This is a genomic window from Parasulfuritortus cantonensis (assembly GCF_004337445.1).
GTDB lineage: Bacteria > Pseudomonadota > Gammaproteobacteria > Burkholderiales > Thiobacillaceae > Parasulfuritortus > Parasulfuritortus cantonensis.
In genome coordinates, this window is the sequence record NZ_SJZB01000051.1 from 1 (window position 1) to 12,436 (window position 12,436).

Genomic DNA, 12,436 nt, shown 5'->3' on the forward strand with positions numbered 1-12,436 from the left:
AAGGCGCTGGCGGTCAAGGCGGTGCACAGCGGCGGTGCCTGCATGCACCGTCTCGGCCTCTCGGAAACCCTCATGGTGTTCGACGAACACCGCCTGTTCCTCGACGAGGTTCCGGCGGCGACCGTGGCGCGCCTGCGCCGGGCGCTGCCGGAACGCGCCCTGGTGGTCGAGGTCGGTGCCGCCGCCGAGGCCCTGGCCTGGGCCGAGGCCGGCGCGCCGGTGATCCAGCTCGAGCGCTTCACGCCGGAGCAGGTGCACGCCCTGGCCGCCGACCTGGCGGCGCGCGGCCTGGCGCCGATCCTGGCCATTGCCGGCGGCGTCAACGTCGGCAACGCGGTCGCCTATGCCCAGGCGGGCGCCGGCCTGCTGGTCAGTTCGGCGCCGTACCATGCCCCGCCCAGGGACGTGAAGGTGCGCTTCGCCGCGCGCTGAAAACGAAACCGGCGCGGGCGGATGCCGGCGCCGGTCTTTCGGGACGGCCCGGCAAGCGGGCCGTCTCCGGGATCAGTACATCTTGTAGGGCAGGAACTTGCCGTTCAGGATGATCTTGACCCGGTCGCCCTTGGGGTCGGGCAGGCGCGAGATGTCCATGGAGAAGTCGATGGCGCTCATGATGCCGTCGCCGAATTCCTCGTGGATCAGTTCCTTGATGGTGGTGCCGTAGACCATGATCAGTTCGTAGAAGCGGTAGATCAGCGGGTCGGTCGGCACGGCGGTGGGCAGGGAGCCCTTGTAGGGCACCACCTGCAGCTGGGTGACGGCCTCGGCGGGGAGGTCGAGCACTTCGCCGATGGCCTTGGCCTGCTCGGCGGTGAAGGTCATCTGGCCCAGGCAGCCGGCGGTGACCCATTCCTTGCTCTGGCCGACGGCCTTGGCGACGTCCTCCCACTTGACGCCCTTGGCGAGCTTCTGGGAGATGATGAGTTCGGTGACTTCGAGACGGTTCATGGTGTTTCTCCTAACGGTAATGACGGGATAGCGTGGGTTGGTTCAGGACACGGCGTGCAGGAGCGGGCGCACCCGCTCGCGCTCCGGCTGGGGTTCGGGGTCGCCTTCCAGGCCCGGGCGCACCATGGGCGGGCGCTTGGCGTCGTAGCCGGCCGGGGTCTCGTCGCGCAGCAGCTTGGACCGGCTGACCAGGAAGTCGACCAGGTGGTTGCGGATGCGGTAGTAGTGGGGGTGCTTGTGCATGTCGTTGCGGGTGCGGTCGCGCGGCAGGGTGTTGACCACGATCTCGCCGATCTTGGCCTCCGGGCCGTTGGTCATGAGGACGATCTTGTCGGCCAGCAGGATGGCTTCGTCGATGTCGTGGGTGATCATGAACACGGTCTGGTGGGTCTCGGCGCAGATGTTCAGCAGCTCGTCCTGGATGACGCCGCGGGTCAACGCATCGAGGGCGCCGAAGGGCTCGTCCATGAGCAGCATCTTGGGCTCGATGGAGAAGGCGCGGGCGATGCCGACGCGCTGCTTCATGCCGCCGGACAGTTCGGCCGGCTTCTTGTCCTCGTTGCCGGTCAGGTGCACCAGGTCGATGTACTTCTGGCACTGCGCGCGCACCTTGGCCTTGTCCCACTTCGGCCAGCGCGACTTCACGGCGAACTCGATGTTCTTCAGCACCGACATCCAGGGCATCAGGGCATGGCTCTGGAACACCACGCCGCGGTCCAGGCTCGGACCCGACACCTCGCGGCCGTCCATGATGACCACGCCGGCGGAGGACTCCTCGAGGCCCGCCAGGGCGTTCAGGATGGTCGACTTGCCGCAGCCGGAGTGGCCGATGATGCAGACGAACTCGCCCTTGTTGATGCTGAAGTGGATGTCCTCGAAGACGGTGAGGGGCTTGTTGCCGGAGGTGGCCGGGTAGACCTTGGCCAGGCCTTCGATCTTGAGGAATTCTTGCTCGTGCATGATGTGTGCGTCCTTATTCGCGATAGGTGACCAGCTTGAGCAGGCCGCCGAAGACCAGGTCCAGGGCCATGCCGACCAGGCCGATCATGAGGATGGCGAAGATCACGTTGGCCAGGGACAGGTTGTTCCATTCGTTCCAGACGAAGTAGCCGATGCCGGTGCCGCCGACCAGCATCTCGGCGGCGACGATGACCAGCCAGGCGATGCCCATGGAGATGCGGGCACCGGTCAGGATGGTCGGCGCGGCGGCCGGCAGGATGACCTGCAGGGCGGTGCGGATGTGGTTCACCTCCAGGGTCTTGGCCACGTTCAGCCAGTCCTTCTTCACGGTCGCCACGCCGTGCGCGGTGTTGATCAGCATCGGCCAGATCGAGCAGATGAAGATCACGAAGATGGAGGAGATGCCGGAGTCCTTGATGGTGTAGAGGGCGAGCGGCATCCAGGCCAGGGGCGAGATGGGCTTGAGGACCTGGATGAAGGGGTCGAGCGCGCCCCGCATCACCGGCGACATCCCGATCACGAAGCCGAGCGGCACCGCCACCGCGATCGCCAGGCCGAAGCCGAGCAGCACGCGGGCCAGGGAGTAGGCGAGCTGGATGCCGATGCCCTTGTCGTTGGGGCCGTTGTCGTAGAACGGGTTGGACAGCTTTTCCCAGACCGTCTTGCCCACCTCGACCGGTCCCGGGACGTTGGACTGCTGCACGGCCCCGCCCATGAGGGCGGCGTATTCGGCGTCGACCCCCTGCAGGCCGCCCGCCTTGGGCAGCGTGGCCAGCTGCCAGACCAGGAGGAAGCTGCCCAGGAGCAGCAGGGAAACCAGGACGGAACGTATTCTCAGCGACTTGATCATGATCAGGTCCTCCGGATCTTGAACGATTTCAGGTAGGCGTCCGGCTTGTCCGGGTCGAACACCTTGCCCATGACGGTGTGCTTCGTGTAGTTCGTCTTCGGCGCCGGCAGGCCCATCTCGGTCAGGCGCTTGCGGGCGTCGGTGGCCAGGAAGATCTGCTCGGCCACCTGCTTGTAGTTGACGTCGCCCTTGATGTAGCCCCAGCGCTTCATCTGGGTCAGGATCCAGACCGCCATGGAGTTCCACGGGAAGGGGTCGAAGTCGGCCCGCTCGGGCGCGTTCACGATGTTGCCCAGGCCGTCCGCGTAGCGGCCGGTCATGACCTGTTCGAGGACGATCTCGGGCTGGTTCAGGTAGGCCGCCGGGGCGATCGCCTTGACGATCTCCTTGCGGTTTTCCGGCTTGTGGGCGTAGGCGGTGGCGCTGGCGATGGCGCGGAACAGGGCGGCGAAGGTGTTCGGGTTCTCCTGCACGAACTTGCCGGTGACCCCGAAGGCGCAGCACGGATGGCCCTCCCAGAGGTCCTTGGAGAGGACGTGGATGAAGCCGACGCCCTCGTAGACGGCGCGCTGGTTGAACGGTTCCGGGCCGAGGTAGCCGTCCAGGTTGCCGGCGCGCAGGTTGGCCACCATCTCGGGCGGCGGCACCACGGAGATCTGCACGTCCTTGTCGGGGTCGACGCCGTGCTCGGCCAGGTAGTAGCGCAGCAGCAGGTTGTGCATGGAATAGTCGAACGGCACGGCGAACTTCATGCCTTTCCACAGGCTCGGATCGTGGCGCTTGTCCTTGTGCTTGACGTGCAGGGTGATGGCCTGGCCGTTGATGTTCTGGATCGTCGCCACGTAGGTCGGGTCCGGCCGGGAGCCGAGGCCCAGGCTGGACGCGATGGGCATGGGCGAGAGCATGTGCGAGGCGTCGTATTCCTTGTTCAGCACCTTGTCGCGCACCAGGGCCCAGCCGGCCGTCTTGATGACCTGGGCGTTCAGGCCCTCGCGGGAATAGAAGCCCATGGGGTGGGCCATGATCAGCGGCGTGGAACAGGTGATGGGCACGAAGCCGATCTTCAGATCCTTCTTCTCCAGCGGGCCCTTCTCGGCGGCGATGGCCTTCACGGCGTCGAGCGGGAAGAGGGTGCCGATGGCCGCCAGGGCGGTGCCGGCGCCCACGGCGCGGATGAAATTGCGGCGGTCGGCGTCGACCGGGAACAACGCCCGCACGACGGCCGATTCCACCGCCCGGTTCAGGGCGGCCTCATCGTCCAGGCGCTCCTGGGCGGCGTCGTGGTCGGCCTGGGAGTGGTGCTTACCGCAGCTGCAGCCGCCCAGTCGCACCTTGTCGTTGAAAGGGTTCTTGAACATCGACATGTCGTTACTCCTGCTCTCGTTGCATCAGTGTGGTTATGTCTTTCACGCCTTGCTCATGGGCAGCGACTTCAGATAGGCCTTGGCCTTGGCGGGATCGAAGGTCTTGCCCAGGATGGTGTGCTTTTCATAGTTCGCCTTGGGCGCGCCGTAGCCCAGCTCGGCCATGCGCTTGCGGGCGTCGGTGGCCAGGAACACCTGTTCGGCGATCTTGGTGTAGTTGACGTTGCCCTTGACGTAGCCCCAGCGCTGCATCTGGGTGAGCATCCAGACCGCCATGGACTGCCAGGGGAAGGGATCGAAGTCGATCCGGTTGGGGTCGTTGCGCACCTTGCCGAGGCCGTCCGCATAGCGCCCGGTGAGGACTTGTTCCAACACGGTCTGCGGCTGGTTCAGGTACTTCGGGCCGTAGATCGCCTCGGCGACCGACTTGCGGTTGTCCTGGGCGGAGCAGTGCATGGTGGAGTTGACGATGGCGCGGAACAGGGCGGCGAAGGTGTTCGGGTTCTTCTTCACGAAGTCGCCGGTGGCGGCGAAGGAACAGCACGGGTGGTTGTCCCAGATCTCGCTCGTGAGCATGTGGATGAAGCCGACGCCGTCGAACACCGCCCGCTGGTTGAACGGCTCGGCGACGATGAAGCCGTCGATGCTGCCGGCGCGCAGGTTGGCCACCATGTCGGGCGGCGGCAGCACGCGCAGTTGGACGTCCTTGTCCGGGTCGAGGCCGTTCTCGGCCAGGTAGTGGCGGAGCAGGAAGTTGTGCATGGAGTAGTCGAACGGGATGGCGAAGGTCATGCCCTTCCACTGCTTCGGGTCGCGCTTGTCCTTGTGCTTGACGTGCAGGGTGATGGCATTGCCGTTCACGTTCTCGATCGCCGGGATGACCATCGGCGTGGCCTGGGCGCCCAGGCCCATGGAGATCGCCAGGGGCATGGGCGAGAGCATGTGGGAGGCGTCGTACTCGCCGGCCAGGGTCTTGTCGCGCACCACCGCCCAGCCGGCCGTCTTGATCAGGGAGACGTCGAGCCCCTGCTTGGCGTAGAAGCCGAGCGGGTCGGCGGCCACGATGGGGGTTGCACAGGTGATGGGAAGGAAGCCGATCTTGAGGTTCTTCTTCTCGAGCTGGCCGCCCTCGGCCGCCATGGCCTTCATGGCGTCGAGCGGGAAGAAGGTCGAGATGGCGGCCAGCGCGGTCCCGGCGCCGACGGCCTTGAGGAAGGCACGCCGGGTGTTGTCCTCGGGGAACAGGGCACGCACGACGGCGGACTCCACGGCGCGCTCGAAGTGGGCGTCTTCGCCATGCAGGGCCGCCGCGCGGTCATGCTCCTCCTGGCTGTGGTGCTGGCCGCAGGTGCAGCCTCGGGACAGCTTGATCTTATGGTCGAACGGGTTATCAAAGCCTGACATTGTTAAACTCCTCTCATGTTGCTGGCTGACAATCAGCACTAATCGTGCCAGCTTGGCCGATTAGTACAAATTTGTTAATAAATGTAAGTCGAGCCGCCGTTCGACCCCCTGGGTATACCGTCCGGGCCGGGGAAAGTCCTGAATCCATCAGGGGTTTGCACCAACGCCCATGCGCGCGCACCGGACCAGTGCGGACCTCTGTATCCTGTTTTCCGGTATCGAATTGACTTACAAAGTGTTTACAAACTGGAAAATGTAAGTCCAGATTGTCAGGAGTTTTGTGGCTGAACCCCGGTCATCCGGGGCGATGCGGCCAGGCTCCGCGGCGCTGGGTTACCCGGTAGCCGGGCAGGCGGAGAGGGTGGGGCAGGCCCGGCCGGCCGGGCCTGTGCGTCGGCCGGGCCGGGCGCCGCCGGCGCCCGGCCGGCACGGTCAGGAGGGGAAACCGCTTTCGATGGGCAGGTCGGCCTCGCGGGACCATTCGTTCCAGGACCCGAAGTAGACCTTCACGTCCTGGACGCCGGCTTCCTTGAGGGCCAGGTAGGTGTTCGACGCCCGGGCGCCCTTGAAGCAATAGATGTAGACCTTGGAGTCCGGCTTGATACCGACTGTGTGCAGCTCGGCGAGGACTTCGTCGCGGGCCTTGAACATGGCCCCCTCGCCGCCCGGCTTCATCATCCGGTACCACTCGATCCAGACCGCGCCGGGGATGCGGCCCTTGCGCGGGCAGAAGTCGACCCCGTACGGCGAGGAGCTGCTGCCGATCCATTCGTCGACGTCCCGGACGTCGAGCTTGATGATGTCCTGGTCGTCCAGGGCCTGCAGCATGGCGGCCTTGTCCACCATCACGCCGGCCGGGTCCGGGGCGAGCGGGAAGGTGGCCGGGACGGGGGTCGGCACCTCGGTGGTGACCGCCTTGCCTTCGGTGCGCCAGGCCTGGAAGCCGCCGTGCAACACCTTGATCTTCGGGTAGCCGAGGAATTTGAGCAGGAAATAGCCCCGGCAGGATTGCCCGAAGCCGTTGTTCATCGCCTCCTCGTAGATCACCGCGGTCTCGGCGCCCGACAGGCCGACGCTGCCGAACTCCTCGGCGAAGGTGTGCTGCAAGGCAAGCAGGCCGTCGTGGTCGGAGGTGGCCAGGTAGGTGAAGATGTCGCGCAGGTTGACGGCGCCGGGAATGTGGCCGGCCGCATAGGCCCCGGGGTCGCGGGTGTCGATGACCACCACGGGCTCGCTGGCCATCAGGGTTTCCAGGTCGGCGGGGGAGATGAGGACTTGCATGGGGGACTCCATCGTGTGAAAGGTAGCCAGCCATTGCAGCCGGCATGCCAGATCGGCAAACCCTTGTAATTTAGTCAGATATTGTCGGAGGAGGGCCGAGAGGGCATGTGTCTTGCTTACATACTGTGCACAATTTGTTATTGTTTGTTAACCAGCCCATAGGGACCGGCCAGCATGAACGACATACCGCGCGTGCCTCAGGAAAGTCTTGTCGACGAGGAGTTCCTCGTCATCCGGGAAGCGATCGCCCTGCTCGGCAAGAGCATGGACGAGGGCTACGTGGTGCGGGAGATCCTGCACCTGCTGTCCGAATTCCTCGGCCTCAACCGCGGTCGGGTCATCCTGCCCGACCCGGCCGGCGACGAGTTGCACATCGCCTATGCCTACGGCCTCACCCAGCAGGAGATCAAGCGTGGCCGCTACCGCCCCGGCGAGGGCATCAGCGGGCGGGTCATGGAAAGCGGCGAGATGGTGATCATCCAGGACATCGACTCGGAACCCGAATTCCTCTTCCGCGCCGTCGACCGCGACCGCCTGCCCGGCGAGACCGTCTCCTTCATCGCCCTGCCGATCCAGCAGGGTGGCCATGCCATCGGGGTGCTCGGCGTGCACCGCCTGCGCGACCGCACCCGGCCGCTGGCCCGCGACCAGCAGATGCTCAAGATCGCCGCCACCCTGATCGCCCACGTCCTGCTCATCACCCAGTTCGTCCAGGAACGCACCGCCCGGCTCGAGTCGGAGAACCGGGAACTGAAGTGGGCGCTCAACAAGGACGTCTCGACCTTCGGTTCGTTCGGCATCGTCGGCGAGTCCCTGCAGCTGCGCCGGGCCCTGAAGCAGATCGAGCAGGTGGCGCAGACCGAGGCGACCGTCCTGCTGCTGGGCGAGTCGGGTACCGGCAAGGAGTTGTTCGCGCGCGCGCTGCACATGTCCAGCCCGCGCCGCGACAACCCGTTCGTGAAGGTGAACTGCGGCGCCATCCCGGAGAACCTGTTCGAGTCCGAGCTGTTCGGCTACGAGAAGGGCGCCTTCACGGGCGCCACCGGCAGCCGGCCGGGCTACTTCGAGCAGGCCGAGGGCGGCACGCTGTTCCTCGACGAGGTCGGCGACCTGCCCCTGGCGATGCAGGTGAAGCTGCTGCGCGTCCTCCAGGAACACTCGATCCAGCGCATCGGCTCGCGCAAGGAGGTGCCGGTGAACGTCCGCATCGTCGCGGCGACCAACCAGGACCTTCAGGCCCTGGTCAGCCAGGGCCAGTTCCGCCTCGACCTGTTCTACCGCCTGAACGTCATCCCGGTGCGCCTGCCGGCCCTGCGCGAACGTCCGGAGGACATCCGCCACCTGGTGCGCTACTACCTCAACCAGCTCAACCAGAGCTACCAGCGCAACGTCAACATCGCCCACGCCGCCATGGAGCAACTGCAGCAGCATCCGTGGCCGGGCAACATCCGGCAGCTGCGCAACGTGCTCGAACGCCTGGCCCTGCTCGCCGAGGGCAATATCATCACCGACACCGAGGTGGCCATGGTGCTACAGTCGGAGGCGGCCCAGAACCCCGAGCACCGGGCCATGGCCGCGGTGCATGCGCCGGCCCCCGCCGCCCACCACGTGCGCGCCTACCAGCCGGTGCGCGAGAGCGATCGGGACGCCATCGAGTCCGCCCTGCGGGAATGCAACGGCAACAAGTCCCGGGCGGCGCAGATGATGGGCATGACCCTGCGCCAGTTCAATTACCGCCTGAAGATACTGGGCATCGAGGTACCGCGCTGAGGCCGGTTTTGATTGTTCAATATTGTTAACATACATTGTTAACTATACCGGATAAACAATTAGACAATTTGCTTAACCATACTCTGATTGTCAGAATATACGTATAATAAACATACGCTTACAATTTTTTTGACAATCTGGCACGGCCGTTGCTCCTACATGGTCACCCCCGCACCGGGGCTTATGACCAACCTGTACCGAGAGGAGCATCAAATGTCCGAAGTCACCGTCCTGCAAGCCAAGGCCGTCCTCGATCCCATCGACGCCGAAGGCCTGGCCGCCCTGTCCGCCAAGGGCAAGGCCAACCCGACCAACGTGGTCACCCTGAAGGCCAAGACGGTTTGCGAGAAGCGCTTCCGCAACCTGACCTACGTGCGCAACCTCGAAGCCCACGTCATCGACGAACCGCCCTACCTGCTCGGCGACGACACCGCCCCCAATCCCTCCGAGGCCGTGCTCGCCACCCTGGGGTCCTGCCTGTCCGTGGGCCTGCACGCCAATGCCGTGGCCCTGGGCATCAAGCTGAGCAAGATCGAACTGGAACTGGAAGGCGACATCAACGTGACCGCCGTCTGGGGCGTCGGCGACCTCGACCCGGCCAAGCGTCTCGGCTTCACCGACGTGCGCGTCAAGGTGCACCTCGAAGGCGATGCCAGCGAAGAGGAACTGAAGAACCTGGTCGCCCACGCCAACGCCTGGTCGCCGGTCGCCAACACCCTGCGCAACCCCGTCAACCTGAGCGTCGACCTGGCCTGAGCCTGACTGCCGAACCGCGTCCCGGCGGCCGGCCACGGCCCCGGGACGCCCGGAAACCAACACGGAGCGAAAGATGAATACCGAAGTTCGGGACACCCCCCAAGTCATGAAATTCCCGGCCGCCGGGGCGCAGGAAGTGCTGCCCGGACTGACCGGACTCATCGCCGCCGAACTGGCGCCCAAGGTCGTCGACATCGACATCCATGCCCAGTATCCCAAGGACTTCATGAAGAAGCTCGGCGCCTTGGGCGGCTTCTCGAGCATGACCCCGGCCAGTTACGGCGGCAGCGGCCGCGGCCTCAAGCACGCCATCCAGGTCATCGAGGAGGTGTCCAAGGAATGCGTGTCCACGGGCTTCCTGGTCTGGGCCCAATACGCCCTGCAGTGGTACCTGGTGAACAGCGCCAACGAGGCCCTGAAGGGCCGCATCCTGCCCGTCGTCGCCACCGGCGCCGAACTGGGCGGCACCGGCCAGTCCAATTCCATGAAGTCCTGCTGCGGCATCGAGGAGGCGCGCCTGAAGGCGACCAAGGTCGAAGGCGGCTGGAAGATCAACGGCACCCTGCCCTGGGTGTCCAACATCGCGGTCGACCACTACTTCCACATGGGCGCCACCGTCGAAGGCGAGACCGGCCTGCTGATCGGCCTGGTCAAGGGCGACCACCCCGGCCTGACCCTGGTTCCCAGCCCCCACTTCACCGGCATGGACGGCACCAACACCTTCGCCTGCCAGTTCCGCGACGCCTTCCTGCCCGACGACCAGGTCGTCTGCCTGCCCGGCAAGCCGTTTGCCGAGTTCGCCGCGCGGACCAAGTCGGCCTTCATCCTGCTCCAGATGGGCATGGGCCTGGGCCTGATCGACGCCTGCGTCGCCATGATGAAGCGCTCCAACCGCACCCACGGCCACGTCAACCGCTTCCTCGACGACCAGGTCGAGGACATCGAGGCGGTCCTGGTCGAGGCGCGCGCCGCCACCTACGCCCTGGCCGAGCAGATCGACCGCGACGGCAGCGAACCCTACGTGCGCGAGACCCTGCAACTGCGCCTGGCCGGCGGCGAACTCTCCCTGAAGGCGGCCAACGCCGCCATGCTGCACCTGGGCGCCAAGGGCTACCTGCAGAACAACGCGGCCCAGCGCCGCCTGCGCGAGGCCTACTTCATCGCCATCGTCACCCCCGCCACCAAGCACCTGCGCAAGGAACTGCACGAGATGGAGCAGTCCCCGGCCTGCTGCACCGCCTGAGGAGCCGACATGATCACCTTGCGCGTCAACATGGCGACCGACAGCGTCGCCGCGAAACTGATCGAGGCCGTTGCGGCGGTCCCGATGGGCCTGGTCGCCCACGTCAACGGCCAGGCCAACGCCGCCAAGCGCGGCATCACCGTGCCGGCCGACCAGATCCTGGAGGTGTTCCGGCCCGATTTCGCGATCCGGGTCTGGAAGGCCCACAAGCCGGCCGGCATCGAGATCCCCCTGCGCATCTACCTGTACGAGGCGGACGGTGCGACCCAGGTCGCCTACCGCACCGCCAAGGAGGTGTTCGCGCCCTACGCCAATCCGGAGCTGGACGCGATCGCCGCCGACGTCGATCCGATCTTCGAAGCCATCCTGGCCACCCTGTCCCCCGAGGAGAATTGAATGAACATGCTCGCCGAAGTGCAAAACTTCACTGCCACCCAGAAGTGGATCTGCCTGGTCTGCGACTACATCTACGACGAGGCCAAGGGCATTCCCGAGGAGGGCATCGCCCCGGGCACCCCGTTCGACGCCATCCCGGACACCTGGGCCTGTCCCGACTGCGGCGTCACCAAGGCCGATTTCGAACCCTACGTGGAATGACCCAATGAGCGATGCCCCGGTCGTCATCGTCGGTGCCGGCCTGGCCGGCTACACCCTGGCCAGGGAGCTGCGCAAACTGGCCCCCGATCTGCCCATCACCCTGGTGACGGCCGACAGCGGCGCCCTCTATTCCAAGCCCATGCTGTCCAACGCCCTCGCCCAGGGCCACGCCCCCGCGGCCCTGGTGCAGGGCACGCCGGCCGACCAGGCCGCCAAGCTGGCCATCGAGGTGCGCGGCCAATGCCGTGTCCAGGCCATCCGGCGTGCCGAGAAGGTCCTCGACACCGAGGCCGGGCCCATCCCCTACGGCCGCCTGGTCCTCGCCCTCGGGGCACGCCCGCGCGGCCTGGCCATCCCGGGCGGCGAGCGGGCCCTGAGCGTCAACCACCTGGACGACTACGCCCGCTTCCGGGAACGCCTCGCGCCGGCGGCCCACGTCTGCATCCTGGGCGCCGGCCTGGTCGGTTGCGAGTTCGCCAACGACCTGGCCGCCTCCGGGCACCGCGTCACCCTCGTCGAACCCGACGTGGTGCCGCTCGCTCGCATGCTGCCGGCGCCGTTGTCCGACCGCCTGCGCCAGGGCCTGGCCGCGGCCGGGGTCGACTGGCGCTGCGGCGCGGCGGCGGTGGCCATCGAGGCGGTCGGCGCCGGCTACGGTGTCTTCCTCACCGACGGCACGTCGGTGCAGGCGGACCTGGTGCTCGCCGCCACCGGCCTGGAGCCGGAGACGGACCTGGCGCGGGCGGCCGGCCTTGCGGTCGGACGCGGCATCGTCGCCGACCGCCGCCTGGCCACCTGCGACCCGGACATCTTCGCCCTCGGCGACTGCGTCGAGGTCGCCGGCCACGTGCTGCTCTACGTCCTGCCCCTGATGCAGCAGGCCCGCACCCTGGCGGCCAACCTGGCCGGCGCCGCCACCGACCTGCAGCTCGCCGCCATGCCGGTGGCGGTCAAGACGCCGGCCTGCCCGCTCGTGGTTTGCCCGCCGCCGGCGGCGGGGCAGGGTGCCTGGCAGGCGGAGCGCGACGACGCGGCTGGGGCGAGCTACCACTTCCGCGACGCGGCCGGTGCCTTGCTCGGCTTCGCCCTCGCCGGCGACGCCTGCGGCCAGCGCCGCCAGCTCGCCGGCCAGGTCCCCGCGGTGCTCGCCTAGCCACCCGGGCGCGGGCGTCGGCTCGCCGACAGCCGCCCGCTCGGTGTCGGTTTTCGGCGCCCGCCCCGGGGCCGGCGGCACGGCCGAATGCCGCCCGGCGCGGCCCTCCG

At 66.8% G+C, this 12,436-nt stretch carries 13 protein-coding genes; 7 read left to right on the top strand and 6 right to left on the bottom strand.

Annotated elements, in window-relative coordinates:
• The coding region (locus EZJ19_RS14535; RefSeq protein WP_206199441.1) for a beta/alpha barrel domain-containing protein at nt 1–432 on the top strand (432 nt) is incomplete at its 5' end.
• A 72-nt stretch (nt 433–504) separates the two neighbouring features.
• Here the strand turns inward: EZJ19_RS14535 and cynS are convergent.
• From cynS to EZJ19_RS14565, 6 genes are all read right to left on the bottom strand, one after another.
• The gene (gene cynS, locus EZJ19_RS14540; RefSeq protein WP_131448846.1) at nt 505–948 is read right to left on the bottom strand and encodes a cyanase; all 444 of its coding nucleotides are present in this window, start codon (nt 946–948) and stop codon (nt 505–507) included.
• 42 nt (nt 949–990) lie between these two features.
• Nucleotides 991–1,908: an ABC transporter ATP-binding protein gene (locus EZJ19_RS14545; RefSeq protein WP_131448848.1), complete on the bottom strand. Its 918-nt coding sequence runs from the start codon at nt 1,906–1,908 to the stop codon at nt 991–993.
• Between the two features lie 13 nt (nt 1,909–1,921).
• Entirely contained in the window at nt 1,922–2,758 is an 837-nt protein-coding gene (gene ntrB, locus EZJ19_RS14550; protein ID WP_131448850.1) for a nitrate ABC transporter permease, read from the bottom strand.
• A gap of 2 nt (nt 2,759–2,760) precedes the next feature.
• Nucleotides 2,761–4,116 (bottom strand): ABC transporter substrate-binding protein, encoded by a 1,356-nt coding sequence (locus tag EZJ19_RS14555; RefSeq protein WP_240754793.1) that lies wholly within the window; start codon nt 4,114–4,116, stop codon nt 2,761–2,763.
• Between the two features lie 48 nt (nt 4,117–4,164).
• Nucleotides 4,165–5,526 (bottom strand): ABC transporter substrate-binding protein, encoded by a 1,362-nt coding sequence (locus EZJ19_RS14560; protein ID WP_131448854.1) that lies wholly within the window; start codon nt 5,524–5,526, stop codon nt 4,165–4,167.
• Between the two features lie 432 nt (nt 5,527–5,958).
• On the bottom strand, nt 5,959–6,807 hold the full coding sequence (locus EZJ19_RS14565) for a sulfurtransferase (RefSeq protein WP_131448856.1): 849 nt from the start codon (nt 6,805–6,807) through the stop codon (nt 5,959–5,961).
• A 174-nt stretch (nt 6,808–6,981) separates the two neighbouring features.
• On the opposite strand from EZJ19_RS14565, the gene EZJ19_RS14570 reads away from it, so the two are divergent.
• The 6 genes from EZJ19_RS14570 (at nt 6,982) to EZJ19_RS14595 (ending at nt 12,326) form a co-directional block, all read left to right on the top strand.
• Nucleotides 6,982–8,577, top strand: coding sequence for a sigma-54-dependent Fis family transcriptional regulator (locus EZJ19_RS14570; protein ID WP_131448858.1), 1,596 nt, complete (start codon nt 6,982–6,984; stop codon nt 8,575–8,577).
• A 213-nt stretch (nt 8,578–8,790) separates the two neighbouring features.
• Nucleotides 8,791–9,333, top strand: coding sequence for an OsmC family protein (locus tag EZJ19_RS14575; protein ID WP_131448860.1), 543 nt, complete (start codon nt 8,791–8,793; stop codon nt 9,331–9,333).
• A 73-nt stretch (nt 9,334–9,406) separates the two neighbouring features.
• On the top strand, nt 9,407–10,576 hold the full coding sequence (locus tag EZJ19_RS14580; RefSeq protein ID WP_206199442.1) for an acyl-CoA dehydrogenase family protein: 1,170 nt from the start codon (nt 9,407–9,409) through the stop codon (nt 10,574–10,576).
• A 9-nt stretch (nt 10,577–10,585) separates the two neighbouring features.
• Nucleotides 10,586–10,972: a DUF302 domain-containing protein gene (locus tag EZJ19_RS14585; RefSeq protein WP_131448862.1), complete on the top strand. Its 387-nt coding sequence runs from the start codon at nt 10,586–10,588 to the stop codon at nt 10,970–10,972.
• The gene (locus EZJ19_RS14590) at nt 10,973–11,173 is read left to right on the top strand and encodes a rubredoxin (RefSeq protein WP_420813141.1); all 201 of its coding nucleotides are present in this window, start codon (nt 10,973–10,975) and stop codon (nt 11,171–11,173) included.
• A 4-nt stretch (nt 11,174–11,177) separates the two neighbouring features.
• Nucleotides 11,178–12,326, top strand: a complete 1,149-nt coding sequence (locus tag EZJ19_RS14595) for an NAD(P)/FAD-dependent oxidoreductase (RefSeq protein WP_131448864.1) — start codon at nt 11,178–11,180, stop codon at nt 12,324–12,326.
• Nucleotides 12,327–12,436: the final 110 nt, after the last annotated feature.